The sequence below is a fragment of the Streptomyces sp. NPDC001153 genome (genome assembly GCF_053598315.1).
This window is the reverse complement of record NZ_JBSFJZ010000005.1, coordinates 221869-245010: the sequence shown is the minus strand read 5'-3', so window position 1 is coordinate 245010 and position 23142 is coordinate 221869. Positions and strand designations below refer to the sequence as shown.

Here is a 23142-nt window from a genome sequence, read left to right as displayed (position 1 = left end):
CCCCGTTCCTCCCGTCCTCGGCCGGCGGCCCCGCCCACCCTGCCCCGGCCGGCGGCCCCGGCGGCTTCCCCCGCCGGCCGGGGCGGGACGGGCCCCCGGGCCCGCGAGGGGCCGCTCAGATCTGCCAGGACCGCAACCGGTCGGCCGCGCCGTACACGTCGGTCTTGCCGGAGATCAGATCGCGGGCGAGGTCGACGAGGGCGCCGTACGGCGGGTCGATGCCGACGCCGCTGACGAACATGTAGGCCACGGCCGTCGCGCAGGCGAAACGGGCGTTGGCCGCGGGCAGCGGCTTGAGCAGGGCGAGGGTGTGCAGCAGCGCGGCGGCCCGCCAGGCGGGGTCGGAGTCCACGCCGAGCCTGGGCGGATCCACGCGGTGCCGGGCGACGGCGGCGACCAGGGCGGAGAAGTCGTCGACCGCGGGCTGGTCGGGCAGGACCTCCTCGTGGCGCTGGAGCAGCCAGGGGACGTCGATGTGGATGACGGAGGGCATGCGTCAGGCTGCCTCGTCCTTCGCGGGGGGCTCGTCGTCGGGGAAGGCCGCGGCGAACTCGTCGGCGTGCGCGGCGAAGAACTGGCGGAAGGCCTCGGCGCCCTCCTGCAGGGCGCGGTGCCGGGCGATGTCGGCGGCGGCGGCCTCGCGGACGAGGGCCTTCATCGACGTACCGCGCTCCTTGGCGATCTGCCGCAGGTCCTCGAGTTCCCGTTCGCTGAACTCCACATTGAGAGCTGGCATGCCCCTCACGGTACCGCGCGGGTACTTACCCGTAAATATCACCAGGTCAGACGCCCTTCCCACCGGTACCCGCGGGGTCCGAAGGCCATGTCCGATTCCCGCCGGTCACGCGGCGCGCGACGCAGCAGACTCGGCAGCACGGAAGAAGCCGGCAGCACAACCGAAGGAGTCCTGCCATGAGTACACGCACTGTCCACACCGTCCACCCGAGCCCGCTGGGCGACCTGCTGCTGACCGGCACGGTCTCGCCGGCCGGCCTGACGCTCGGCTCGCTCGGCATGCCGGGGCAGCGCGGCGCGCCCGCCGTCCGCGCCGAGGATCGCGACGACGGGCCGTTCGCCGAGGCGCACCGGCAGCTGGACGCCTACTTCGCGGGCCGCCGGACCCGCTTCGAACTGCCGCTCGCCGTCACCGGCACCCCCTTCCAGCGGGCCGTGTGGCAGGCCCTCGAGGACATCCCCTACGGCACGACGACCACGTACGGCGAGCTGGCCGCCCGGCTGGGTGTGCCGCGCGCCGAGCTGCGCGCGGTGGGCCGGGCGCTCGGCGGCAACCCCCTGCTGCTGGTCCGCCCCTGCCACCGGGTGATCGGGGCGGACGGCTCGATGCGCGGGTACGCGGGCGGTGTCGAGCGCAAGCTGTGGCTGCTCACGCACGAGGGCGCGCTGCAGCCGGCTCTCCTGTGAGGGAGGACGTGATGACGTTGACCCCGGCCGAGGCACGCCGCCGGGTGGCCCGCACGGACTGGGCCGCGCTGTCGGCCGAGTTGGACGAGCACGGCAGCTCACCCACGGGTCCGTTGCTCTCCCCCGCCGAGTGCGCCGGCCTGGCCGCGCTCTACGACAAGCCGGAACTGTTCCGCACGACGGTCGATCTGGCCCGGCACCGGTTCGGCTCCGGCGAGTACCGCTACTTCACCCACGACCTGCCCGCCCCGGTGGCCGCGCTGCGCGCCGCGCTCTGGTCCCGGCTGCTGCCGGTCGCCCGGGACTGGGCAGTCCGCCTGGACCGCCCGGCGCCCTGGCCCGACTCCCTCGACGAGTGGCTGGAGCGTTGTCACGCCACCGGCCAGGACCGCTCGGCGCAGATCCTGCTCAGCTACGGTCCGGGCGACTGGAACGCCCTGCACCGCGACGTGTTCGGCGAGCTGGTCTTCCCGCTCCAGGTGGTGGTCGCGCTGGACGCGTACGGCACCGACTACACCGGCGGCGAGTTCCTGATGGTCGAACAGCGCCCACGCGCCCAGTCCCGGGGCACGGCAAGCATCCTGCGCCAGGGCCACGGCCTGGTCTTCACCACCCGGGACCGCCCCGTCCGCACCCGCCGAGGCTGGTCGGCCGGGGCGATGCGGCACGGGGTGAGCACCGTACGGTGGGGCCGACGGCGGACGCTGGGGCTGGTGTTCCACGACGCGGCGTGAGGGCACCGCGCTTCCGGCAGCCGAGTCGGTCACTCCGGATGAGCCACGGCGTCCTTCTGCAGCTGCACCGCCGCTATCAGGCTGAGCTGCGGCTCCGCCTGGCGCAGCGTCTTCAGCGCCGCCATCGAGGCCATGTCCCCGGTGAAGCCGACGGCGGCCAGCCGGGAGCGGACCCAACGGGCCCGCAGCTCTCCCTCGGTGGCGGCGGCGGTGGGCTCGACGAGTGCGGCGGCGCGCTCCAGGCCCGGGAGCTCCTCGGGCGACGCCTCGGCCAGCGCCTGCCGCAAGGCCGCCGCGATCATGTCCGCGTCCCGGATGACGAGCACGACGTTGTGTTTCCTGTTCAGTCCCGCGAGAGGTGCCATGGGATCACCGTGGCCGTCACCCTGCGTGCACGGCAAGACAATTGAGGATTCTCAGAGGAACACCAGCCTTTCCAGGCGCAGTCGGGAGCCCCGTGCGGGCGTTCGCGGGCAGCGGCGCGGCGGCCGCCTCGGCGCAGGCGTTGGACCAGCCGGTGCCCGGGTCGCCGTCGGGCATCGCGGCGGGCAGGGTGTCCGGACGGCCGGAGTAACCGGCGTCCGTGCAGGGGTAGTTCGGGGGCGACCGGGGGGGCAGGCTGGAAGTCGGCTGTGCGTGCGGTGTCGGACGTCGGGGCGGCGGGCACGCTCACCGCGCCGGTGCGCAGGCCGTCCGCCCGTGCGGTGACCGTCAGCGGGCGCCCGGGAGGAAGCCGGTGCCGCTGGTGGTGCCGTGGCCGGCGCCGGGGTCCGACTCGATGCTCCCGTCGTGCGGGACGGCGATCTCGCGCCAGGAGCACCGGCCGTCCCGCAGGGACGTTCAGCAGCGCTCCGGCCGCGGGTGTCACAACTGATCGTGAACAAACAGACTTTCCCCGTGGACCGTGTTCGACCGACCGGCGGGGTGGAGGGCGGTGGCGGGTCATGGCAGTCCCCGAAGCACTACGCTGGAACGCGAGAGGTGCCACCTCTTCACTCTGAGTGTGCGCTTGGGAGCGGCGACGATGAGCCGGGGCTATCCGTTCGACGATGCGGCGACGGCCCGAGCCGTCATCGACGACGACGGAACGCTGGTCGAGTGGAACGAGGGCGCCAGGCGCCTGCTCGGCCACCGGGCGGAGTCCGTGCTGGGCCGCCCCGCCGCCCTGCTGCTGGCCGGGAAGGACGCCCCCGCCCCGCCCGCGGGCCCCCGGTGGGAGGGAACGGTCGGACTGCGCCACCGGGACGGCCGTACCGTCGGGGTCTGGCTGCTCGCCCACCGCAGGCCGGCGCGCGACGGACACGGCGGCAGCTGGCTCGTGGTCACCCCGCTGACCGGCACGGAACCGCCCGCCGAGGACGACCCGCTCGCCGCGGCGGGCCTGACCCAGTCGCCGTGCGCCGTCGCCGTGTACGACGCCGAACTGCGGCTGCGCCGGATGAACGACGCGATGGCCGACGTCGTCGGTCTGCGGGAGGAGCACGTGCGCGGGCTGCGGCTCGCGGAGATCGGCGGCAAGCCGCAGAGCGAGGAGCTGGAACAGGGCATGCTCCAGGTGCTGACCACCGGCAGCCCGCTGGACGTGCAGACCTGTATGCGCACCGGCGGCGAGGACCGCGCCCATGCCTGGCTCGCCCGGATGGCCCCGGTCAGGGACGCTCAGGGCCGGGTGCGCGGGGTGTGTCTGGCCAAGCACGACGTCACCGACAACTACCGGGCCCGCCAGCGGCTGCAGCTGGTGAACGAGGCGAGCGTGCGCGTCGGCAGCACGCTGGACGTCACCCGTACGGCACAGGAGCTGGCGGACGTGTGCGTGCCCGCGCTCGCCGACTTCATCACCATCGACCTGCTGGATCCGCAGGACTACGGCGGCGAGCCCCCGGCCCGCCTCTCGGCCCCGCTCACCCTGCGCCGGGCCGCCCATCGGTCGGTCCTGGACGGCGTGCCGGAGGCGGTGACCATGCCCGGGCGGACCGAGGAGTACCCGGCCGGCTCGCCCCAGGCGGACTCGCTGACCGCGGGGCACACGATCATCGCCTCGGTGGCCGCGGGCGAGATGCGGTCGTGGCTGACCTGGAGCACCGCGCGGGGCGAGCAGGTGCGCAGATTCGGCATCCACTCCTCGATGTCGGTGCCCATCCGGGCCCGCGGGCTCACCCTGGGTGTCGCGGTGTTCGCCCGGCACCGGCGGCCGGACCCGTTCACCGCGGACGACCGGCTGCTCGCCGAGGAGATCACGACGCGGGCCGCCGTCTGCATCGACAACGCCCGCCGCTACTCCCGTGAGCGGGAGACCGCGCTGGCGCTCCAGCGCAGCCTGCTCCCGCGCACGCTGCCGCGCACGGCCGCGCTGGAGGCCTCCTCGCGCTATCTGCCGGCCGCGCGGGCCGGAGTGGGCGGCGACTGGTTCGATGTGATCCCGCTGTCCGGGATGCGGGTCGCGATGGTCGTCGGGGACGTCGTCGGGCACGGCGTCGAGGCCTCGGCCACCATGGGCCGGCTGCGGACCGCCGTGCGCACCCTCGCCGACATCGACCTCGCCCCGGACGAGCTGCTCACCCACCTGGACGACCTGGTGGTCCGGCTGTCGGAGGAGTCCGGCGTCGGCGGCGGCCCGGGCGAGGCCGGCAGCCCCGGCGAGGCCGGCGCGACCTGTGTGTACGCCGTCTACGACCCGGTCTCCAGGCGCTGCACGGTGGCCCGCGCCGGGCATCCTGCGCCGGTGGTCCTGCGGCCGGGCGCCGTGCCCCAGGCGCTGGAGGTGCCCGCCGGTCCCCCGCTGGGGCTGGGCGGGCTGCCCTTCGAGTCCACGGAGGTGGATCTGCCCGAGGGCACCGTCCTCGCGCTGTACACGGACGGGCTGGTGTGGTCACGGGAGCGGGACCCGGAGTCGAGCCGGGAGTTGCTGTTCGAGGCGCTCGGCACGGACGCGGACTCCCTGGACGGGACGTGCGACCGCGTCCTGCACGCCCTGCTGCCGCCGGGGGGCTCCGCGGACGACGTGGCGCTGCTGCTCGCCCGCACCCAGGGCCTGCCCGCCGCGCAGGTGGCGACCTGGGACATCCCGGCCGTCCCGGCACTGGTCGCGCCGATCCGCAAGCAGGTCGTGGAGCAGCTGGACGCCTGGGGGCTGAGCGAGGCCGCGTTCACGGCGGAGCTGGTGGTCAGCGAACTGGTCACCAACGCCATCCGGTACGGCTCGCACCCCATCCGGCTGCGGCTGATCCACGACGCGACCACGCTGATCTGCGAGGTGTCCGACACCAGCCACACCGCCCCGCACCTGCGCCGGGCCAAGGTCTTCGACGAGGGCGGCCGCGGCCTGCTGCTGGTCGCCCAGCTCACCCAGCGCTGGGGCAGCCGGCACACCCCGGAGGGCAAGACGATCTGGGCGGAACTGCCGCTGTTCGAGCAGGACCAGCGGGGCTTCTAGCGGAACCGGTGGCGCTCAGGAGCCCGCCAGCCACGGCCGTACCTGTTTGCGGGCCTCGTGCAGGCGGGACTTCAGGGTGCCGAGGGGGATGCCCACGCGCTCGGCGACCTCCGCGTAGTCCAGCTGGCAGATGTCCCGGTACACCAGCGGCGCGACCAGGTGCGGATGCGTCCGCTCCAGCCGCTCCAGCGCCTCCAGCAGGTCCACCCGGGAGCCGGCGATCACGCTGGTGGTGCGCGGGTCGACGGCGAACGAGGGCTCGATGGCGGCCGGCTGCTCGGCGGCCCGCCGCTTCAGCTCGCGGTACTTCTGCCGGCAGCAGTTGGCGACCACCGTGTACAGCCAGGTGCCGAAGCGGCTGCGGCCCTCGAAGGCGGAGATGTACCGGGCCACCTGGAGCAGCACGTCCTGGGCGGCCTCCTCGGCGTCCTCCCGGCACGGCAGGAAGCGCCCGCAGCGGCGCACGACCTCCGGCCGGATCTCGGTGAGCAGCCGGTCCAGGGCCGCTCCGTCGCCGGCGGCGGCCCGCCGGGCGAGGTCTTCCATCGGCGCTTGGTCCTGCACCGGGGTCCCCCTTCGAGTCGATCTCAGGCCAGGCATGATAGTCGTATGCAATCCCCAGGGCGGATCGGCCGCTACCGCCTCGAAAGGCCGCTGGGCACCGGCGCCTTCGCCACGGTCTGGCTCGCCCACGACGACGAGCTCCAGGCACCGGTCGCGGTGAAGGTCCTCGCCGAGAACTGGTCGCACCGGCTCGACATCCGGGACCGCTTCCTGTCCGAGGCCCGGCTGCTGCGCCGGGCCGGCTCCAACCGCGTGGTGCAGGTCTACGACATCGGTGAACTCCCCGACGGCAGGCCGTACTTCGTGATGGAGTACGCCGACGGCGGCACGCTTGCCGACCTGCTGGCGGGCGGACCGCTGCCGGTGGGGCACGCGCTCGCGCTGACGGCGGAGGCCGCGCGGGCCGCCGCGGCGCTGCACGAGGCGGGGATCGTGCACCGGGACATCAAACCGACCAACGTGCTGCTGCACACCGCCCCGGACGGCACCCGGCGGGTGCTGCTGGCCGATCTGGGACTCGCCAAGAGCCTCGCGCAGGCCTCGGTGCTCACACTGGCCGCGGGCTCGGCGGGCTATCAGCCGCCCGAGCAGGCCGAGCCCGGCGAGGGCATCGACGAGCGGGCCGACGTCTACAGCCTGGGCGCGGTCGGCTACGAGCTGGTCACCGGGACCGTGCCGGGCCCGCCGGGGCGGGTCGTACCGCCCCGGCGGCTGCGGCCGGACCTCGGCGAGGACGTGGAGCGGGCCCTGCTGCGCGCTCTGGAGCCGGACCGGGCGCGCCGCTGGCCCGGCGCGCAGGCGTTCGCCGACGAGCTGGACCGGCTGGCGGCGGGGCCGCCCGCGCGCCGGCCCGCCCGGCGGCTGGACGGTGTGCGCGGCCGGCTGAACACGGTCACGTTGTCCCTGGTCGCGGTCCTCACGGCGGCGGCGGCCGCGGCCGCGGTGACCTTCACGATCCACTACGGCGGCTCCCCGGACCAGGTGCGGGTCTCGGACGCGACCGGGCGGGTGGCCGTCAAGGTACCGGCGGGCTTCGGCCGCGAACTGCGCGACTCCGGCTGGGACCCGGGCGCGCTGGGCCTCGGCAAGGGCCACGAACCGGGCCTGGTGGTGGCCGACGACCTGACCCGGTGGCCCGATCTGGGCAGGGCGGTGGACGGTGTGTTCGTCGGGGTGAGCGAGCACGGCGACGTCACCGCGAAGGTGAAGGCCCTCGCTCACACGGGCTGCAGCTACTCCGGCAGCCGCAGCTTCGCCGACGCCGACTGGCACGGTCTGGTGCGGGCCTGGAGCGGCTGCCCCGACGGCGGCTCGGTCACGGAGACCGCACTGAGCCCGGCCCACGGCGCCGCGCAGCCCCAGGTGTACGTGCAGGTGCGGCAGCGGGGTACGGGGGACGCGACCGAGGGGATACTCCGTTCGCTGAGCGTGTCCTGACGGGCGCCTGCGGAGGGTCACAGCGGGGAAAAGATTCCTGCGTGTGCCGAACTTTTCCGGCGCTGCGCGCATCGCAGTGTGAGGACGGCGCACCCGCGCCTCGAGGCATGCGCGTTCCGACGCGTGCCCTGACCCTCCAGGAGTGTTGAGCGACATGGTGTACACACCCCGGTCCGCGCGGCACGGGGCCCTGCTCGTGGGCACGGTCGCCGTGCTGGGCCTCCTGACCGCCTGCGGCAACGGCAAGGACGTCCACAGCAACCCGCCGATCACGGCCTCCGGTACGGCCGCGCCGGCGACGGGCACCACGCAGAGCCCGGCGTCGACCGGGTCGGCCCCGTCCGGCACGTCCACCGGCGCCGCCCCGTCCGCCGCCTCGAAGGCGGCCCCGTCCGCGAGCTCCGGCGACACGGCCACGCCCGCGGCGAGCACCCGCTGCCACACCTCCGAGCTGCGCGCCTCGGTGGGCCGCAACGACCCGGGCGCCGGCCAGGAGAACTTCCCGGTCGTCCTCACCAACGCGTCCGGCCGGACCTGCACCGTGCGCGGCTATCCGGGCGCGGCGTTCGTGAGCGCCTCCGGCAGCCAGCTCGGATCGGACCCCAAGCGTGAGTCCGGCTCCCCCACGACGATCACCCTCAGGCCCGGGCAGAGCGCCTGGGCCGGACTGACCTTCTCCAACCCGGGCATCAGCGGCGCCAGGACGGCCACCCCGGCCGCGCTGCTGGTGACACCGCCGGACGAGCGCGACTCGCTGAAGGTCGCGTGGACGGGCGGAGCGGTGCCCGTCTCCGGAAACTCCTCGTCCGTCTTCCTGTCGGTGTTCAGCCCCGGCACGGCCCCCTGACCGGCCCGGACACCCCCCGAGAACCCCGCTGTCCCACTCCACGGGCAGCGGGGTTCGTCATGCTCGCGCCACAACTGTCACAGGACGGCAACAGGCGCCGCAGGCCGCGATCTTCTCCGTGACTGCCGTCATCGAACCCGTCGACCCACACCGGCGAGCAGGCCCCGCGAGGGGCCGTGACAGGAAATCGGGGACAAGATGAGCGGGATATCGCGCAGGCGGGTGCTGACGGCGGGCGCGGCGGCGGGCGCCCTGGGCACACTGGCCGCGTGCTCCTCCGGCACCGGCATCCGGGTCGACGGCCCGGCGGACGGCAAGGGCACGGCCCAGGCCCGGCCGGTCAAGCCGATCGGCGACGGCTCCACCGCCGACACCGGGGCCCAGCCGCACCAGCCGAAGCCCGAGCGGCTGAAGCCGGGCCAGAAGCCCCCGCAGTTCGTGGTCTTCTCCTGGGACGGCGCGGGCGAGCTGAGCAACCAGCTGTTCTCCCGGTTCCGCAAGGTCGCCGCCGACCACGGTGCCAAGATGACGTTCTTCCTCAGCGGCATCTACACGCTGCCCGAGTCCAAGAAGAACCTGTACCGTCCGCCGCAGCACGCGGTCGGTGCCTCCGCCATCGGCTACCTCGCCGACCGGCACATCCACGCCACCATCCAGCAGGTTCGCGCGGCCTGGCTGGAGGGCCACGAGATCGGCACCCACTTCAACGGGCACTTCTGCGGCGCGACCGGCGTGCGCAACTGGTCCCCGGCCGAGTGGCGCAGCGAGATAGACCAGGCGGTCGACTTCGTGACCAAGTGGAAGACCAACACCGGCTTCACCGACCTGGAGCCGCTCCCGTTCGACTACCGCAAGGAGCTGATCGGCGGCCGTACCCCGTGCCTGGAGGGCCAGTCCAACCTGCTGCCCACGGCGGCCGCACTCGGCTGGAAGTACGACGCCAGCTCCCCCGGCGGGCTGCAGATCTGGCCGGCCAAGGTGCAGGGCGGCAAGATCTGGGACTTCCCGCTGCAGTCCATACCCTTCCCCGGACACTCCTTCCAGGTGCTGTCGATGGACTACAACATGATGTTCAACCAGTCCGGCGGCAACCCGAACGGCGACCGCGCCCAGTACGACGCCTGGCGCACCCAGGCCCGGGACGCCTATGTCGCCGGTTTCCAGCGGGCGTACACGACCAACCGCGCACCCTTCTTCATCGGCAACCACTTCGAGCGCTGGAACGGCGGCATCTACATGGACGCCGTCGAGGAGGCCATCGGGAAGATGGCGGCGTACGGCGACGACGTGCGGTTCGTGTCGTTCAAACAGCTCGTGGCCTGGCTGGAGGCGCAGGACCAGGCGGTGCTGCGCAAGATGCGCACGCTGGTGCCGGGGCAGGCCCCGGCGGGCGGCTGGGCGGAGTTCCTGGGCGCGGCGGGCAGCCACAGCTCGTGAACCCGTCACGAGCGTCTGTTCTCATGGGCGGGCACCGACCGATCCCACCACCGCACCACCCCTGAGTCAGCGGCTGCGGCGCCCGCCACCGCCGTAGCCCCCGCCGCCCCCGTATCCCCCGCCGCCCCAGCCGCAGTAGTACGGATACGCGGAGCAGGGGTCGGCCGTGGCGGACGGCGTGGCCGCCGGGCTCGATCCGGTCGCCGTCGGGTACGGCGTGCGGGGCGGGGCGGAGGTGGTCCTGGAGACCTTGGGCGTGGGCGTGGCGCCGGTCCCCGGGAGGGGAGTGGTGATCGGCGCCGGGGTGGCGTCGCCGTCCCAGTCGACGTTCTCCATCTGCAGATCGGGCTTGGCGGTGTCGAGGGTCCACCGCTGGGCGGCGCCGGGGGCGCGGTTCTTGAGGACGAGGGCGCCGGAGCCGTCGGTGGCGGCCGGCGTGAGGGCCAGGTCCTGGTTCCAGCGGGGTATCAGGGCGCCCTGCAGGGTGAAGTCGTAGCGGATGTTCCTGGCGGCCTTCCCGGTGGCCGTGCAGGGGGTGAGGCGGACCGAGTAGCCGAGGTGGGAGTCCAGGCACAGGCCGGGCGCGGCGGAATTGCGCAGCAGCCCGTCGGGCTCGTACGTCCACTGCTGGCTCGGGGTCGCTGAGCAGGGGGCGAGTTCGGTCTCGGCGCCGTTGACGGCCTTCTTGCCGACGACGCCGACACAGAGTCCGGAGGCGAGGTTGTGCAGCCGGCCGTGCAGGGTGCCCTGTCCCGCCGCGTGCGCACCGGCCCAGGAGGCCCCGGGGCTCGGGGCGCCCTTGCCGGGCGCAGGGGAGGACGCGTCCTTGCCGGCCGGGGCCGGTCCGTCGCCGGACCCGAGCACCGTCCACAGCACCAGGGGCAGCACGACCAGCCCGCTGACGGTGACGACGGCCAGCGCCAGATTCCGCCGCCGGACCCGCTGCGCACGGGCGGCACGATGCGCCGACCGGCCGGAGGCAGCCGCGTCCGCCGGCCCGACCGACGCACGGGCGCCGGCGGAACGTCGGGAGGAGCGGGAACGACCGGTGTCGGCGGGGAAGGGGGAGGCGTCGAAGGGGTTGGCGGAGGCGTCGGCGGACGGGGAGCCCGAGGCGAACGAGTTGGCGTCCGCGGACGCGGAGGCGAACGCGGCGGCCTCGGAGGCGGACGTGTCGGCGGAGGCGGAGGCAAACGCGCCGGTGTCGGCGCCGGCGCCGGCAGCGGAGCCGCGGCGGCGCGGGGCTCCGGCGGTGCCGCCCCCGCTCGTCCCCCCGGGGAAGCCACCCCGACGCTTGCCCCCGGCGGAACGACCCGGACGCGTGGCCTCGGCGAAGCCGTCCCAACCCGCGGACCCAGCGGAGTCCGAACCCATGGCCTCGGCGAAGCCGTTCCAACCCACGGACCCAGCCGAGCCGTCCGAACCCATGGACCCGGCGGAGTCGTTCCCATCCATGGGCTCGGCGGAGGCATTGCGACGCGTGAACTCTACGGACCCGCCCCGACCCGCAGACCCGGCGGAATCGTCCCGGCGTGGTGGCTCGGCGGGCAGGAAAGGCTCGCCGGACAGGGGCGCGGCGGTCTCGGGGGGCGGGGCCGGTTCGGACGGATCCTCGGCGCGGGTCGCCCGGGAGTTCACGTAGGCGTGGGCGCCCCAGCCGAGGACCGCTTCGGCGAGGGCGAGGCCAAGTCCCGTGTTGAAGGCGGCCAGTTGGTCGGCGGTGCGGCTGCAGTGGCCGCACCGGCCGAGGTGCTCGCGCAGATCGGGGTCGACGTCGACACCGCCGCGCCGGAACGTCACGTCGAGCATGCGCAGATAGCGCCGGCACTCGTTCTCGGGGGCGAGTTCGCGGTGGGCCTGGAGACACTCCTCGCGCAGCCGTTCCCGCCCCCGGCGGAGCTCGACGCCGGTGTCCTCCTGGTCCAGGCCGAGCAGGGCCGCCGGCAGGGCGAGCGGTTCGGCCTCGACCTCCGTGTGCCACAGCACGGCACGGGAGATCTGCGGCACCCGCTGGAACGCCCGGGACAGCAGCCGCCGGCCGGGGGGCGGCAGCAGCCTGGCGGCGGCACGCTCACCGGTGGCGCCGGACCGCAGCGCCGGGTGCAGGAGTTCCTGGCGGCCGTCGGCGTCCCACTCGGCGGCGATCCGCCGGACGGCGACCAGGACATGGGGCCGCCAGGCGGCGGTGGGTCCGGACTGCCGCAGCGATTCCCCGAAGAGCCGGGTGAAGGCGGCGGTGGTGAGCATGCCCGCGGCCCGCGTGCCGTCCGTGCACAACCGCGCGTAGGCGAAGGCCGCTTCCCAGTGCCGGTCGAGGAGTTCACCGACGGGATGGAGCGCGGGCGTCCCCCCCGTCCACTTCTTCAGCTCGGCACTCAGTTGCTCGTCCGACCGGCCTGCCTCATTCACGACTGCATTCCTCCAGACGTGATACGGAAATTGGTCCATACCAAGCAGTATGGAAAGGTGGTGGGCTGCTCGAACGTCCACCTGAGGCGGCTCTTTTGAAGCGTGGGGGGTGTACGGGGAGCGGCCTGGCGCATACAGCGGGAAATGCGATGAGCCTGCGCGCCGACAGCGCACACTTTTGCACAGCCGCACAGGTACGAACAAGAGATCTCTCGATTATCGACAATGAGCGGTGGGCCGGCTTGCTTATTGACGCAGGTTCAGGAGATTCGTTTTCCTCCCATTACCGCCGTTCGCCCGCCCGGTAGGCGCCGGGCGGCACTCCGTAACGTTCCCGGAAAACCCGGCTGAAGTGGAAGGGACTGCCGAATCCGCAGGCCGTCGCCACCCGTTCCACCGTGAGGTCGGTGCCCTCCAACAGCCGGGCCGCGTGCCGCAGCCGGGCCTCGCGCAGCGCACGCATCGGGGACCGCCCCGTGCGCAGGGTGAACAGATGGGCGAAACGGGACGGGGACAGTGCGACGCTCTCGGCGAGCGAGCTGACGGTGTGCGGGGCGCCGGGGTCGGCGGCGATCAGATCCTCGGCCCGGCGCACCCGGGCGTCGGCGTCCGGTGCGGGCGCCGGCGTCCGGGCACCGCCGGCGGCGAGCAGGACCACCTCCTCCAGCGCGCACAGGGCCAGTTCCCGCGCCAGGCTGCCGTGGGCCACGGCCACCGGGTCCGGCTCGCGCGGGATGTCCACGCGCGGGATGTCCTCGCCCGGGATGCCTTCGGCCGGTCCGCGGGCGTCGGCGAGCATCCGGCCGAACGCCGCCTCGATCCGGCCGTGCAGGGCGCCGGGCACGGACGACACGGCGTACAGGCCGTCGGACACGGCGTACGGGGCGAGCCAGCCCGGCCAGGACGGGCGGGCCTGGCAGTGCGTCCACCAGAACCGCCAGCTCTCGGCGCCGGGCGCGACGGTGTAGCGGTGGCCGGTGCCGGGAGCGAGCACCACCAGATCCCCGGCGCCGGCGCGTGCGCGGGCGGGGCCCTGGCGGAGCAGTCCGCAGCCGCCCAGGGTGAAGGTGAACAGCCAGCTGTCCGAGCCCCGGGGCCGGTTGACGCCGTAGCCCGGCAGCTGGTCGTAGCGGCCGGTTACCACGAGTCCCGGCGGCGGGGACGGATCGGCGGCCGCAGCCGTCACGGGCAGGTCCGCAGCATGCACAGGCATCCTCCCGACGGGCGCACCGGCCTAGCGTGGCGGATGAGTGACCACCTGACCACCGGACTCACAGGAGCGGGCACATGACAGCCACGGACAACGGCGCCATCCTCCCGGAGGCGCTGCGGCGGCGGTTCGAGGAGGACGGGTTCACCGTCGTACGAGGGCTGTTCGGCCGGGACGAGACCGAGCGGCTGTGTGCCGCGTTCGCCGCGCTGCACGCGGCCGGTCCGGTGCCGGGTCACTTCGAGCCCCGCCCGGCGGACCCCGACCCGCTGCGCCGGTACCCCCGGGTGATGCAGCCGCACGAATGCAGCGCGGTGGCACGGGAGTTCCTGCTGGACGCCCGGCTGCGGGCCGTGCTGGAGGTGCTGTTCGGCGAGGAGGTGCTGGCCGCGCAGAGCATGTTCTACTTCAAGCCGCCGGGTGCGCGGGGGCAGGCGCTGCACCAGGACAACTTCTATCTGCGGGTCGAGCCGGGGACGTGTGTGGCCGCCTGGGTGGCCTGCGAGCCGATCGACCGGGACAACGGCGGCCTCGAGGTCGTCCCGGGCACCCACCGCATGGCCCTGTTCTGCCCCGAACTCGCCGACGAGGAACAGTCGTTCGCCCGCGAGTACGTGCCGCCTCCGGCCGGCCTGACCCCGGTTCCGGTGGATCTGGCACCGGGTGACGTGCTGTTCTTCAACGGCAGCCTCGTGCACGGCTCCGGGCCCAATCGCACGGTCGACCGGTTCCGGCGCTCGTTCATCGGACATTACGTGGGCCGCTCGGCGGAACGGATCGGGGCGTACTACCGGACACTCACGATGTCCGGCGAGCGGGTGCCGTTGCCGGAGAGCGAGGGCGCCGGTCCGTGTGGCACGGAGTTCACACCACACGGACCTCACTGAGCCGCCGGAACCTCAGTGCCCGCTGATCGCATGCGGCGTGTAGGGCTGCTCCAGTTCCTCGGTCTCCTTCTCGGTCAGTTCCAGTTCCACGGCCGCCACCGCGTCCTCGATGTGGTGCGGCTTGGCTGCGCCGACGATCGGTGCCGCCACCGTGTCCTGGTGCAGGAGCCAGGCGAGGGCCACCTGGGCACGGGGCACGCCCCGGTCGTTCGCGATCCGGGTGACAGCCTCGACGATCGCGCGGTCGCTCTCCAGGTACAGACGGCTGCCGAAGTTGTCGTTCGCGCTGCGCTCGGTGACCGTGCCCCAGTCACGGGTGAGCCGGCCACGGGCGAGCGGGCTCCACGGCAGCACGCCGACGCCCTGGTCGGCGCAGAGCGGCAGCATCTCCCGCTCCTCCTCGCGGTAGAGGAGGTTGTAGTGGTTCTGCATGGACACGAACTTCGTCCAGCCGTGCCGCTCCGCCGTGTACTGCAGCTTGGAGAACTCCCAGGCGTACATCGAACTCGCCCCGATGTAGCGGACCTTGCCCGCCTTGACCAGGTCGTGCAGCGCCTCCATCGTCTCCTCGACGGGGGTCGCGTGGTCGTAGCGGTGGATCTGGTAGAGGTCGACGTAGTCGGTGCCGAGGCGGCGCAGGCTGTGGTCGATCTCCGTCATGATGTTCTTACGGGACAGCCCGGCGCCGTTGGGGCCCGGCCGCATCCGGCCGTGCACCTTGGTGGCCAGCACGATCTCGTCGCGGTTCGCGAAGTCGCGCAGGGCCTTGCCGACGATCTCCTCGCTGGTGCCGTCGGAATAGACGTTCGCGGTGTCGAAGAAGGTGATGCCCGCCTCCAGCGCCTGCCGGATGAGCGGGCGGGACGCCTCCTCGTCGAGGGTCCACTCGTGGACGCCGCGGTCGGGCAGGCCGTAGGTCATGCAGCCCAGACAGATCCGCGAGACGTCCAGGCCCGTCGAACCGAGCTTCACGTACTGCATCGTTGCTGCTCCTGCCTTCGGGACGATGGTCACCCACGAGCCTACGGCGTGGCCCGGCACCGGCTTGACGACCGCGGCGCGCGGGCGATTTGATCCTGCCACGTGCCGCGCCGCCCGGCGTGGACTGGAACGAGGCCCTGCTCGGCCTCCGCACCCCGGCCGAGCGGGAGCGGGTGGCCGAGCGGGAGCGGGTGGCCGAGCGGGTGAACGGGTGGGTCGACGGCTGCGCGAAGAAGGGCTTCGACGCCGTCGAGCCGCACAACCACGACAGCTACACCCGCTCCCACCGCCTGCTCACCCCGGCCGACGCGACCGCCTTCATGACCCTGCTGTCCCGGCACGCGCACGCCCGCGCCTTGCCATCGCGCAGTGTTCGCGAAGGCGTTCGACGACCGGGTGGCGGACATCGAGTACACCGACGGCGGGTCGCGCTCGGCGCTCGCCCATCGGGGCGACCGGCTGGGCATCGTCCGGCGGGAGCAGGACGTGTCCACTCCGGGAAGCGGGGGGTACGTACGGAAGGCGGAGTGGCCGGGCGCCGCATTGGTACCCCCAGGTGATCATCCGGCGTGGGAGCGGCCGATCGTCGTACGGTCGGCTCATCCTCGGCGCAGACGACCGGCATCCGGCCGGTCTCGGCCGCCCCGGAGGAAACGCGGTGCCGACTCGTTCCACCACCCTGAGGATCCTTGCCGGAGCAGCGCTGCTGCCACTGGCCCTCGTCGCCCCCGCCTGCGCGCAGTCCGCCGCCGCACCGGCGCCGGAGACCCCTGGCACGCTGTGCTCGCTCGCCGGCACGCTGCGCGGTGCGCACGGCGAGGAGGCCGATGTGAGCCTGTGCGCGGACACCGGCTCCCCGAGATTCAACATCACGGCCCCGGCCACCTGCCGGATCGGCCGCACCCGGGTCCGCTACGCCTGCCGCACCGAGGGCACGTGGAAGGTCGCCCGGTCCGGCAAGACGCTGGGCACCGGAGCGCTGCCCGGTTCGGGGCTGTACCCGGGTCCGGGCACCTACGACATCAGCGCCACCGTGCGCGTCCGGTCGACGCCCGCGGGGGTCGACCTCAAGGGCACGGTGCAGGCCACCGTCGCGCTGACCGCGCCCAAGGCGAAGGCGACGCACACCGTCACCGTCGACAAGAGCGTGCTGCGCCGCAACGCCACGACCACGGTGACGTACACGATCCGCCGGGACAGCACCGAGGGCGACGGCAACGCGCGGCTGGGGATGATCGGCCAGGAGGGCACCGGTCTGCGGATCAGCACGGCCGACAAGCGCTGCGTCAACCCGCTGGTGGGGCGGTACCCGGGCAAGACCCGGCTGGCGCACTCCCTGGACTGTACGGTGACCGAGCTGCAGCCCGGCCACCCGGAGACACTGAAGGTCCGCTTCACGGTGGGGGCGAAGTGCTCCACGGTGGTGTCGAAGCTCGGCTACTGGGTGCCGAAGGGCCAGGACATGTTCACCGGGAACATGCTGGCCGGGCCGACGCTGACCTGCCGCTAGAGCAGATCCAGCGCACGTTCCCAGGCGAAGTCCGGCCGCCCGCCGTCCGGCCGGGCTTCGCCGGTGTACGGGTCGCCGAAGCGGACGCCCATCGCGCGCAGCCGTGCCAGGCTGTCCCGGTAGGCGGGATGGGCGGCCAGCGCGTCGGCGACGCAGGGCAGGACGGCGACCGGTATGCCCAGGCCCGCGGCCTCGCACAGGGTGCCGAGCGCGAGGGTGTCGGCGATGCCGGCGGCCCACTTGTTGACGGTGTTGAAGGTGGCGGGTGCCACCACGACGGCGTCCGGCGGCGGGAAGGGGCGCGGGTCGGCCGGGGTGCGCCAGGCCGATCTGACGGGCCGGCCCGTCTGCGCCGCCACGGCCTCGCTGTCGAAGAAGCCGCCCATGGCGACCGGTGTGGCGATGACGCCGACCTCCCAGTCGCGTTCCTGGGCGGCGCCGATCAGTTTGCTGACGCCCGCGGCGATCCCGGCCGCGCAGACGACGACGTAGAGGAAGGGTTTCCCGGCCTGTTCGGTCACCCGGGAACCCTACTGAATCGGGAACGACACCCCTCGCTCGGCCTCGGGGCGCGGGCCGTGGATACGGCGGTCCTTCTCCTCGATGCGTACGTCGTTGATGCTGGCCTCCCGCCGGGTCATCAGCCCGTGCTCGTCGAACTCCCACAGTTCGTTGCCGTAGGAGCGCCACGTCCGGCCGTCCGTGTCCCGGGACTCGTACTGGAAGCGGACGGCGATGCGGTTGCCGTCGAAGGCCCACAGGTCCTTGCGCAGCGCGTAGTCCAGCTCGCGCTCCCACTTGGCGGTCAGGAACGCGACGATCCCGGCGCGGCCGGTGACGAAGGTGTCGCGGTTGCGCCAGACGGAGTCCTCGGAGTAGGCGAGGGCCACCTTGTGCGGGTCGCGGGTGTTCCAGGCGTCCTCGGCGGCCTGGACCTTCTGCGCGGCGGTCTCACGAGTGAACGGCGGCAGGGGCGGGCGGTCCGTCATGGTCTCCTCCTGGGCTCGGACAACGGCGGAGAACGCACGTTCTCCGGACGGCTGCTATCGTAGGAGAACGCTCGTTCTCCAGTCAAGGAGCGCGGCAGGCCAGGGGCATGGAGGGGTGATGGTGTCGCCGATGGACAGCGCGGCCGCCCGGGACAGGGCGCTCGACGCCGCCGAGAAGCTGTTCTACGCCCGGGGCGTGCAGTCCGTGGGGATGGACGAACTGCGCGGCGCGTCGGGGGTCTCGCTCAAGCGCCTCTACCAGCTCTTCCCCGCCAAGGAGCAGCTCGTCGCCGCCTACCTGGCCCGGCGGGACGAGCGCTGGCGCGGGCGTCTCGCCGAGCACGTGGCCGGGCAGCGGGACCCGCGGCAGCGGATCCCGGCCGTGTTCGACTGGCTGGAGGGGTGGTTCGGCGAGGACGGCTTCCGCGGCTGCGCCTGGATCAACGCCTACGGCGAACTGGGTGCCACCTCCGGACTGGTCGCCGAGCAGGTGCGGGCCCACAAGGAGGCGTTCCGGGACTACCTCGCCTCGCTCGTGGCGGACGCCGGACTGCCCGCCGCGCTCACCGGACCCCTGTTCCTGCTCGCCGAGGGCGCGATGGTGACCGCCGGCATCACGGGGACCACCCGGCCGGCGGCCGAGGCCCGCGAGGCGGCGCGGGCCCTGATGACGGCCGCCGGCCCGGGCGGGCCCGGCCGTCCGGCCTAGATCCTGCCGTCGAACTCCCGTCATCCCGCCCGGCTGGTGGAGGGAGTCCGACGACAGGGCCTAGGACAGCTTGATCGCGCCCACCGGGCAGGCGCGGGCCGCCTCCCGGACCATCGGGTCCCCCTCGCCGTCCTCACGTCCGGGCAGCAGGGTGCTGTAGCCGTCGTCGTCCTGGGTGAAGACGTTCGGTGCCGCCAGCGCGCACTGACCCGCGCCGATACAGACGTCCTTGTCGATGTCGATGTGCATGAGCAGAGCCTCTTACCAGGTCACGGGGAGTTCCAGCATCCCCTGGATCGTGTCGCCGCGCTTGAAGGGGATCTCCTCGGCCGGGACGGCCAGGCGCAGCCCCGGCAGCCGGGTCAGCAGGCTGCCCAGGGCGGTCTCCAGCTCAGCGCGGGCCAGGTTCTGCCCCAGACACTGGTGGATCCCGAAGCCGAACGCCACGTGGTGGCGCACGGGGCGACGGAAGTCCAGGGTGTCGGGGGCGTCGTAGAGGGCCGGATCGCGGTTGATCACCGAGGTCGAGAAGAGCACGCCCTCGCCGGCCCGGATGACGGTGCCGGCGATCTCGATGTCCTCCAGCGCCACCCGCGCCAGGCCCTCCGCGATGGACAGCATCCGCATCAGCTCCTCCACGGCGGCGGGCAGCAGCGCCGGGTCGGCGCTCAACTCGGCCAGCCGGTCGGGGTGCTGGAGCAGGGTGAAGGTGCCGAGGGAGATCATGTTGGCGGTCGTCTCGTGCCCCGCGACCAGCAGGATGAGAGCCAGCGACACGAGCTCGGCGCGGTCCAGTGTGCCGTCGCGCAGCCGCTGGTGGACGAGGTCGTCGAGGATGCCGTCGCCGGGCTCCGCCTGCTTCGCCTTGTCGTCGATCAGGGCGCCGAGGTACTCCTCCAGGCGTGTGCGGGCGTCCACGGAGTCGGCCGCCCGCGGGCCGCGCAGCAGCCTGCGGGACTGCTCCTCGAAGAACTCGTGGTCCGAGTACGGCACTCCGAGCAGGCCGCAGATCACCATCGACGGCACGGGCAGGGCGAAGGCGGAGACCAGATCCACGGGCGGCCCCTGCGCGATCATCTCGTCCAGCAGCCCGTCCACGGTCCGCTGGATCCACGGCCGCAGCTCGGCCGCGCGTTTGACGGTGAACGACGGGATCATCATCCGCCGCTGGCGCTGGTGTTCGGGATCGTCCATCCCGAGCAGGGCCACCCGGCGGTCGCGGACGCCCGCGAAGCGCTCCGCGGGGATGGGGAAGCCGGGACGGCGGCGGTCGCTGGACAGGCGGGGGTCGGCGAGCAGGGCGCGGGCGGCGGCGTGGGCGGTGACGACCCAGACCTCGCGGCCGTCGAAGAGGGTGACGCGGGACAGGGCTCGTCCGTCCCGCAGCGGCTCGTATCCGGTGGGCGGGTGGTAGGGGCAGGTGCGGTCCTGCGGGAAGGCGACGGGGGCGGCCGGGTTCGCCGGGCCGGTGGGGTCCGTCAGTTCCGTCATGGAAGACCTCGCAGACGAAGAGGTGCGTCGTGCCGATCTTCATTAGATGCCCCGGGCATCTATGGGTCGACTGGAAGTTCGGCCAGTTCGGCGATGTGGGTGATCTGGCCGAAGACGAGTGGTCGCGGGGGCGGATTCCGGGCGGTCAGCTGCGGGGCGGCGCGGGCTCTGCCGCCCGGTGCCGCCGTCCGCCGGACGACACCGGGCACGACCACGTCGCCGGTCGGCACGAGGGGGCCGACTCCATGGTCACCTCCCGCGGCTCGGCGGTCAGGACACTGACCACTGAACCACCAGCAGCACCGCGGTGCGAACCCCGGAGGTCGTCCCCCCGTCGGCGCAAGCGGACCGCGGCACGGATGATTCGCGGGGCCACGGGTGTTGAATGCCGGTGGCAGACAGCTGTTGGACCGACGAAGGGGACGGATCCCATGCCTCTTGAGGGCGAGTACGAACCCAGCCCGGCGCAGTGGGTGCGCGAGCAGGTCGAGCTGTACGAGAGCTCCGGCGGGACGAAGGGCACCACCCTGATGGACACCGGGCTGCCGGTCGTCGTGCTGACCAGCCGGGGCGCGAAGAGCGGGAAGATCCGCAAGACGCCGTTGATGCGGGTGGAGCACGAGGGGCGGTACGCGGTGGTCGCCTCGCAGGGCGGCGCGCCCAAGCATCCGGTGTGGTACTTCAACATCGTCTCCGATCCGCATGTCGAGCTGCAGGACGGGCCGGTCAAGCAGGACATGAGGGCCCGTGAGGTCACCGGCGAGGAGAAGACTCGGTGGTGGGAGCGGGCCGTCGCCGCGTACCCGCCGTACGCCGACTACCAGAAGAAGACGTCGCGCGAGATCCCCGTCTTCGTGCTGGAGCCCTTCGACGAGAGCTGATTCGCGCCGGGTACCGGCGGGTTTCGGAAATATCCGCGCCGTAAGGGTGTGGGCCCGTCCCGGGGCGGGCACTCGTGCGTCAGGCCCCGCCGCGTTCCCCCGTCGCGGCGGGGCTTTCTCGTGCCTCGCCCGCCGGCCGGTCGGTCACGTCCAGGAAGATCTGGTCGGCCTCGGGGCACATCCGGGCCAGGGACCGCTTGATGCGTACGGCGACCTCCTCCACCCGCTCGCTGTCCAGGCCCGGCGCCAGGTCGATGCGGGCGGCCACCAGGGTGGAGTCGAGGCCCATCTTCATCGTGAACAGCGCCTCCACGCTGTCGATCTCCGGCTGGGCCTGCAGCAGCGAGCGGATCCTGCCGCTCAGCTCCGGGTCGGCGGCCTCGCCGATGAGCCGGTCGCGGGCCTCGCGGCCGAGCCGGTAGGCGACGTACACGAGCAGGACGCCGATCGCCAGCGACGCGGACGCCTCCCAGGCGACCTGCCCCGTGACCATGTGCACCCCCATCCCGGCGAGGGCGAGCGTCACACCGAGCACCGCGGTGCCGTCCTCGGCGACCACCGTGCGCAGCGCCGGGTCGCCCGTCCCGCCCGGCCCGCCGCCCTGCCGGCGCGCCTGGTACAGGGCCCGCAGCAGCGAGGCGCCCTCGGCGACCAGGGCCACGCCCAGCACGGCCAGACCGGCCACATAACCGCTGAACTTCTCCTCGGTGCCCTGACGCAGTGCCTCGGCGCCCTGGAAGAAGGAGAAGCAGCCGCCCATGACGAAGATGCCGACGGCGGCGAGCAGGGACCAGAAGAAGCGTTCCTTGCCGTAGCCGAAGGGGTGCTGTTCGTCCGCGGGGCGCCGGCTGCGGCGCAGCGCGGCCAGCAGGAACACCTCGTTGAAGCTGTCGGCGACGGAGTGCGCGGCCTCGGACAGCAGCGCGGGCGAGCCGGCGAGGACCCCGCCGACGGCCTTGGCCACGGCGATCAGCACGTTGGCGGCGAGCGCCACCAGGACGGTGACCCTGGTGCTCCGGTCGGCCCTGACGACCGTGCCGGGCGTCCCGCGGCTCTGCTCACCGTTCCGCTCGCCCTCGGACGATGTCCCGCTCACCCAACGCCGACTGCCCCCGAGCAGGCGGATCACACCGTTCCACGCGCCGAAAGGGGCCAGAAGGAGTACGAGGAGGGGTGGGCGGGTGTCTTCCGGTGGCTGGAACCGATCGTCGAACGGCCGGCCGGACGGCGGTTCCCGGTCGGCGGCACCCGCACGGAAGCGGACATCCGGCTGTTCGCGACGCTGGTCCGGTTCGACGCCGTCCATCACGCCCCCCGGCGAACGGGTGGCCCCCGAGGGGCGGCCCGCATGAGGGCCGCCCGACGAGGAAGAAGTGACACATGGGCAAGACAAAGAAGAAGAAGCTTCCCTTCGTCTACCAGCCGATCGGTTTCGTGCTCAGCTGGGCGAGCGGTGCGCTGGCCGGTATCGCCTTCCGGAAGGCGTGGATGGCGCTCCGGCACGAGGAGGAGGCACCCGACGCCCTGGACCGGGACCGGGGGTGGGGGGAGATTCTGCTGGCGGCGGCGGTGCAGGGGGCGATCTTCGCCGTGGTGCGCAGTGCGGTGAATCGTACGGGAGCCAAGGCGATTGCCCGGTCCACGGGGGTCTGGCCTGTGGCCTCCGAGGAGGACACACGAGGCCGAGCCGCCCCTACGGGGCGCTGAGCCACTGCCCGTCGCGCATCAGCTCCCTGCCCTTCAGCTCGTTCTCCTCGCGCCACGCCTGCACACGCTGCGGGAGCACCCTGAAGTACAGGTAGCGCGTGGCGAGTTGGCGGGGGTCGAAGCCCGTCTTGCCGGCGAAGACCTCCGCGTCCTCCTCGGGGAGGTCCTCCGGGACGACCGACTGGACGGTGCCCTCGATCACGACGACGTCCCGGGTCGGGCCGAGGCCGAGGCGGGCCCGGCCGGTGGCCACGAGGTTGCGGCCGGTGGGGCTCTCGGCCGGGGTGGCGATCAGCAAGGTGGCGCCGTCCCACACGAAGGACAGCGGCACGAGATAGGGGGCGGCGCCGTCGGGGCCGGCGGTGGCGACCCACGCGTCGACGTCGTTCTCCAGCCGGTGGAGGGTGTCCTTCTTGCGCTCTGCGGCGGTGCGGGCGGGCGGTGGGGTCATGGCGTACGGCCTCCTCGGGATCCGGTCCCGTCCAGTGTGGCCG

At 73.2% G+C, this 23142-nt stretch carries 26 protein-coding genes and 1 pseudogene; 13 read left to right on the top strand and 14 right to left on the bottom strand.

Annotated elements, in window-relative coordinates; translation table 11 throughout:
* Nucleotides 1–115: 115 nt before the first annotated feature.
* Together ACWDEN_RS07915 and ACWDEN_RS07910 are read right to left on the bottom strand one after the other, a co-directional pair.
* Nucleotides 116–493 (bottom strand): toxin Doc, encoded by a 378-nt coding sequence (locus ACWDEN_RS07915; RefSeq protein ID WP_142219268.1) that lies wholly within the window; start codon nt 491–493, stop codon nt 116–118.
* Between the two features lie 3 nt (nt 494–496).
* Nucleotides 497–736 carry a hypothetical protein gene (locus tag ACWDEN_RS07910; RefSeq protein WP_069776955.1) on the bottom strand — a complete coding sequence of 80 codons (240 nt, stop codon included), beginning with the start codon at nt 734–736 and terminating at the stop codon, nt 497–499.
* Nucleotides 737–912: 176 nt separating this feature from the next.
* Here ACWDEN_RS07910 and ACWDEN_RS07905 point away from each other — a divergent pair, with 176 nt between their 5' ends.
* Nucleotides 913–1422 (top strand): methylated-DNA--[protein]-cysteine S-methyltransferase, encoded by a 510-nt coding sequence (locus ACWDEN_RS07905; RefSeq protein WP_450857922.1) that lies wholly within the window; start codon nt 913–915, stop codon nt 1420–1422.
* An 11-nt stretch (nt 1423–1433) separates the two neighbouring features.
* Nucleotides 1434–2156, top strand: a complete 723-nt coding sequence (locus ACWDEN_RS07900; RefSeq protein ID WP_450857920.1) for a 2OG-Fe(II) oxygenase — start codon at nt 1434–1436, stop codon at nt 2154–2156.
* A 29-nt stretch (nt 2157–2185) separates the two neighbouring features.
* Here the strand turns inward: ACWDEN_RS07900 and ACWDEN_RS07895 are convergent, their stop codons facing one another.
* Nucleotides 2186–2521 carry a hypothetical protein gene (locus tag ACWDEN_RS07895; RefSeq protein ID WP_351623073.1) on the bottom strand — a complete coding sequence of 112 codons (336 nt, stop codon included), beginning with the start codon at nt 2519–2521 and terminating at the stop codon, nt 2186–2188.
* A gap of 659 nt (nt 2522–3180) precedes the next feature.
* Between ACWDEN_RS07895 and ACWDEN_RS07890 the strand changes: the two genes are divergently transcribed.
* On the top strand, nt 3181–5589 hold the full coding sequence (locus tag ACWDEN_RS07890) for a SpoIIE family protein phosphatase (RefSeq protein ID WP_450857918.1): 2409 nt from the start codon (nt 3181–3183) through the stop codon (nt 5587–5589).
* Between the two features lie 15 nt (nt 5590–5604).
* Here ACWDEN_RS07890 and ACWDEN_RS07885 read toward each other — a convergent pair whose 3' ends face one another.
* Complete coding sequence (locus tag ACWDEN_RS07885) at nt 5605–6153, bottom strand: RNA polymerase sigma factor (protein WP_351623076.1); 549 nt, start codon at nt 6151–6153, stop codon at nt 5605–5607.
* 45 nt (nt 6154–6198) lie between these two features.
* Here ACWDEN_RS07885 and ACWDEN_RS07880 point away from each other — a divergent pair, with 45 nt between their 5' ends.
* The 3 genes from ACWDEN_RS07880 (at nt 6199) to ACWDEN_RS07870 (ending at nt 9874) form a co-directional block, all read left to right on the top strand.
* Nucleotides 6199–7590, top strand: coding sequence for a serine/threonine-protein kinase (locus ACWDEN_RS07880; protein WP_450857916.1), 1392 nt, complete (start codon nt 6199–6201; stop codon nt 7588–7590).
* Nucleotides 7591–7744: 154 nt separating this feature from the next.
* A complete protein-coding gene (locus ACWDEN_RS07875) occupies nt 7745–8437 on the top strand; it encodes a DUF4232 domain-containing protein (RefSeq protein WP_351618147.1) in 693 nt (230 codons plus the stop codon).
* Nucleotides 8438–8635: 198 nt separating this feature from the next.
* Complete coding sequence (locus tag ACWDEN_RS07870) at nt 8636–9874, top strand: polysaccharide deacetylase family protein (RefSeq protein WP_351618144.1); 1239 nt, start codon at nt 8636–8638, stop codon at nt 9872–9874.
* 66 nt (nt 9875–9940) lie between these two features.
* On the opposite strand, the gene ACWDEN_RS07865 is transcribed toward ACWDEN_RS07870, so the two are convergent.
* Both ACWDEN_RS07865 and ACWDEN_RS07860 read right to left on the bottom strand, forming a co-directional pair.
* The gene (locus ACWDEN_RS07865; RefSeq protein WP_450857913.1) at nt 9941–12322 is read right to left on the bottom strand and encodes an RICIN domain-containing protein; all 2382 of its coding nucleotides are present in this window, start codon (nt 12320–12322) and stop codon (nt 9941–9943) included.
* 244 nt (nt 12323–12566) lie between these two features.
* Nucleotides 12567–13496, bottom strand: coding sequence for a helix-turn-helix domain-containing protein (locus ACWDEN_RS07860; protein ID WP_450857911.1), 930 nt, complete (start codon nt 13494–13496; stop codon nt 12567–12569).
* A 74-nt stretch (nt 13497–13570) separates the two neighbouring features.
* Between ACWDEN_RS07860 and ACWDEN_RS07855 the strand changes: the two genes are divergently transcribed.
* Nucleotides 13571–14380: a phytanoyl-CoA dioxygenase family protein gene (locus ACWDEN_RS07855; protein WP_450857909.1), complete on the top strand. Its 810-nt coding sequence runs from the start codon at nt 13571–13573 to the stop codon at nt 14378–14380.
* Between the two features lie 12 nt (nt 14381–14392).
* Here the strand turns inward: ACWDEN_RS07855 and ACWDEN_RS07850 are convergent, their stop codons facing one another.
* Entirely contained in the window at nt 14393–15361 is a 969-nt protein-coding gene (locus ACWDEN_RS07850) for an aldo/keto reductase (RefSeq protein WP_450857907.1), read from the bottom strand.
* Nucleotides 15362–15480: 119 nt separating this feature from the next.
* Here ACWDEN_RS07850 and ACWDEN_RS07845 point away from each other — a divergent pair, with 119 nt between their 5' ends.
* Nucleotides 15481–15921 (top strand): endo alpha-1,4 polygalactosaminidase, encoded by a 441-nt coding sequence (locus ACWDEN_RS07845; RefSeq protein WP_450857905.1) that lies wholly within the window; start codon nt 15481–15483, stop codon nt 15919–15921.
* Nucleotides 15922–16019: 98 nt separating this feature from the next.
* Nucleotides 16020–16871, top strand: a complete 852-nt coding sequence (locus ACWDEN_RS07840; protein ID WP_351618128.1) for a hypothetical protein — start codon at nt 16020–16022, stop codon at nt 16869–16871.
* On the opposite strand, the gene ACWDEN_RS07835 is transcribed toward ACWDEN_RS07840, so the two are convergent.
* Together ACWDEN_RS07835 and ACWDEN_RS07830 are read right to left on the bottom strand one after the other, a co-directional pair.
* Nucleotides 16868–17392: a flavoprotein gene (locus tag ACWDEN_RS07835; protein ID WP_450857903.1), complete on the bottom strand. Its 525-nt coding sequence runs from the start codon at nt 17390–17392 to the stop codon at nt 16868–16870. The two genes, ACWDEN_RS07840 and ACWDEN_RS07835, sit on opposite strands and share 4 nt — an antisense overlap.
* A 9-nt stretch (nt 17393–17401) precedes the next feature.
* Nucleotides 17402–17860 carry a nuclear transport factor 2 family protein gene (locus tag ACWDEN_RS07830; RefSeq protein ID WP_450857901.1) on the bottom strand — a complete coding sequence of 153 codons (459 nt, stop codon included), beginning with the start codon at nt 17858–17860 and terminating at the stop codon, nt 17402–17404.
* 130 nt (nt 17861–17990) lie between these two features.
* On the opposite strand from ACWDEN_RS07830, the gene ACWDEN_RS07825 reads away from it, so the two are divergent.
* Nucleotides 17991–18569: a TetR/AcrR family transcriptional regulator gene (locus tag ACWDEN_RS07825; protein ID WP_351618152.1), complete on the top strand. Its 579-nt coding sequence runs from the start codon at nt 17991–17993 to the stop codon at nt 18567–18569.
* Nucleotides 18570–18629: 60 nt separating this feature from the next.
* Here the strand turns inward: ACWDEN_RS07825 and ACWDEN_RS07820 are convergent, their stop codons facing one another.
* From ACWDEN_RS07820 to ACWDEN_RS07810, 3 genes are read right to left on the bottom strand one after another with little or no spacing between them, the layout of a single operon-like run.
* Nucleotides 18630–18818, bottom strand: coding sequence for a ferredoxin (locus ACWDEN_RS07820; protein WP_351618124.1), 189 nt, complete (start codon nt 18816–18818; stop codon nt 18630–18632).
* Nucleotides 18819–18830: 12 nt separating this feature from the next.
* On the bottom strand, nt 18831–20060 hold the full coding sequence (locus ACWDEN_RS07815; RefSeq protein WP_450857898.1) for a cytochrome P450: 1230 nt from the start codon (nt 20058–20060) through the stop codon (nt 18831–18833).
* 59 nt (nt 20061–20119) lie between these two features.
* Entirely contained in the window at nt 20120–20290 is a 171-nt protein-coding gene (locus ACWDEN_RS07810; protein ID WP_450857896.1) for a hypothetical protein, read from the bottom strand.
* A gap of 201 nt (nt 20291–20491) precedes the next feature.
* Between ACWDEN_RS07810 and ACWDEN_RS07805 the strand changes: the two genes are divergently transcribed.
* Entirely contained in the window at nt 20492–20941 is a 450-nt protein-coding gene (locus tag ACWDEN_RS07805) for a nitroreductase family deazaflavin-dependent oxidoreductase (RefSeq protein WP_351618118.1), read from the top strand.
* Nucleotides 20942–21020: 79 nt separating this feature from the next.
* On the opposite strand, the gene ACWDEN_RS07800 is transcribed toward ACWDEN_RS07805, so the two are convergent.
* Nucleotides 21021–22037 carry a cation diffusion facilitator family transporter gene (locus tag ACWDEN_RS07800; RefSeq protein WP_450857894.1) on the bottom strand — a complete coding sequence of 339 codons (1017 nt, stop codon included), beginning with the start codon at nt 22035–22037 and terminating at the stop codon, nt 21021–21023.
* Nucleotides 22038–22094: 57 nt separating this feature from the next.
* Here ACWDEN_RS07800 and ACWDEN_RS07795 point away from each other — a divergent pair.
* Nucleotides 22095–22262 (top strand): annotated as a pseudogene (locus ACWDEN_RS07795) (glutathione S-transferase C-terminal domain-containing protein); the annotation flags it as partial.
* A 59-nt stretch (nt 22263–22321) separates the two neighbouring features.
* Nucleotides 22322–22648 carry a DUF4235 domain-containing protein gene (locus ACWDEN_RS07790; RefSeq protein WP_450857892.1) on the top strand — a complete coding sequence of 109 codons (327 nt, stop codon included), beginning with the start codon at nt 22322–22324 and terminating at the stop codon, nt 22646–22648.
* Here ACWDEN_RS07790 and ACWDEN_RS07785 read toward each other — a convergent pair.
* Nucleotides 22635–23099, bottom strand: coding sequence for a pyridoxamine 5'-phosphate oxidase family protein (locus ACWDEN_RS07785; protein ID WP_450857890.1), 465 nt, complete (start codon nt 23097–23099; stop codon nt 22635–22637). The genes ACWDEN_RS07790 and ACWDEN_RS07785 overlap by 14 nt on opposite strands.
* Nucleotides 23100–23142: the final 43 nt, after the last annotated feature.

Bases quoted from the DNA above. Each gene is read 5' to 3' on its own strand.
- ACWDEN_RS07915 (WP_142219268.1), bottom strand. From the start codon at position 493: ATGCCCTCCGTCATCCACATCGACGTCCCCTGGCTGCTCCAGCGCCAC.
- ACWDEN_RS07910 (WP_069776955.1), bottom strand. From the start codon at position 736: ATGCCAGCTCTCAATGTGGAGTTCAGCGAACGGGAACTCGAGGACCTG.
- ACWDEN_RS07905 (WP_450857922.1), top strand. From the start codon at position 913: ATGAGTACACGCACTGTCCACACCGTCCACCCGAGCCCGCTGGGCGAC.
- ACWDEN_RS07900 (WP_450857920.1), top strand. From the start codon at position 1,434: ATGACGTTGACCCCGGCCGAGGCACGCCGCCGGGTGGCCCGCACGGAC.
- ACWDEN_RS07895 (WP_351623073.1), bottom strand. From the start codon at position 2,521: ATGGCACCTCTCGCGGGACTGAACAGGAAACACAACGTCGTGCTCGTC.
- ACWDEN_RS07890 (WP_450857918.1), top strand. From the start codon at position 3,181: ATGAGCCGGGGCTATCCGTTCGACGATGCGGCGACGGCCCGAGCCGTC.
- ACWDEN_RS07880 (WP_450857916.1), top strand. From the start codon at position 6,199: ATGCAATCCCCAGGGCGGATCGGCCGCTACCGCCTCGAAAGGCCGCTG.
- ACWDEN_RS07875 (WP_351618147.1), top strand. From the start codon at position 7,745: ATGGTGTACACACCCCGGTCCGCGCGGCACGGGGCCCTGCTCGTGGGC.
- ACWDEN_RS07870 (WP_351618144.1), top strand. From the start codon at position 8,636: ATGAGCGGGATATCGCGCAGGCGGGTGCTGACGGCGGGCGCGGCGGCG.
- ACWDEN_RS07865 (WP_450857913.1), bottom strand. From the start codon at position 12,322: ATGGACCAATTTCCGTATCACGTCTGGAGGAATGCAGTCGTGAATGAG.
- ACWDEN_RS07860 (WP_450857911.1), bottom strand. From the start codon at position 13,496: ATGCCTGTGCATGCTGCGGACCTGCCCGTGACGGCTGCGGCCGCCGAT.
- ACWDEN_RS07855 (WP_450857909.1), top strand. From the start codon at position 13,571: ATGACAGCCACGGACAACGGCGCCATCCTCCCGGAGGCGCTGCGGCGG.
- ACWDEN_RS07850 (WP_450857907.1), bottom strand. From the start codon at position 15,361: ATGCAGTACGTGAAGCTCGGTTCGACGGGCCTGGACGTCTCGCGGATC.
- ACWDEN_RS07830 (WP_450857901.1), bottom strand. From the start codon at position 17,860: ATGACGGACCGCCCGCCCCTGCCGCCGTTCACTCGTGAGACCGCCGCG.
- ACWDEN_RS07825 (WP_351618152.1), top strand. From the start codon at position 17,991: ATGGACAGCGCGGCCGCCCGGGACAGGGCGCTCGACGCCGCCGAGAAG.
- ACWDEN_RS07820 (WP_351618124.1), bottom strand. From the start codon at position 18,818: ATGCACATCGACATCGACAAGGACGTCTGTATCGGCGCGGGTCAGTGC.
- ACWDEN_RS07815 (WP_450857898.1), bottom strand. From the start codon at position 20,060: ATGACGGAACTGACGGACCCCACCGGCCCGGCGAACCCGGCCGCCCCC.
- ACWDEN_RS07805 (WP_351618118.1), top strand. From the start codon at position 20,492: ATGCCTCTTGAGGGCGAGTACGAACCCAGCCCGGCGCAGTGGGTGCGC.
- ACWDEN_RS07790 (WP_450857892.1), top strand. From the start codon at position 22,322: ATGGGCAAGACAAAGAAGAAGAAGCTTCCCTTCGTCTACCAGCCGATC.
- ACWDEN_RS07785 (WP_450857890.1), bottom strand. From the start codon at position 23,099: ATGACCCCACCGCCCGCCCGCACCGCCGCAGAGCGCAAGAAGGACACC.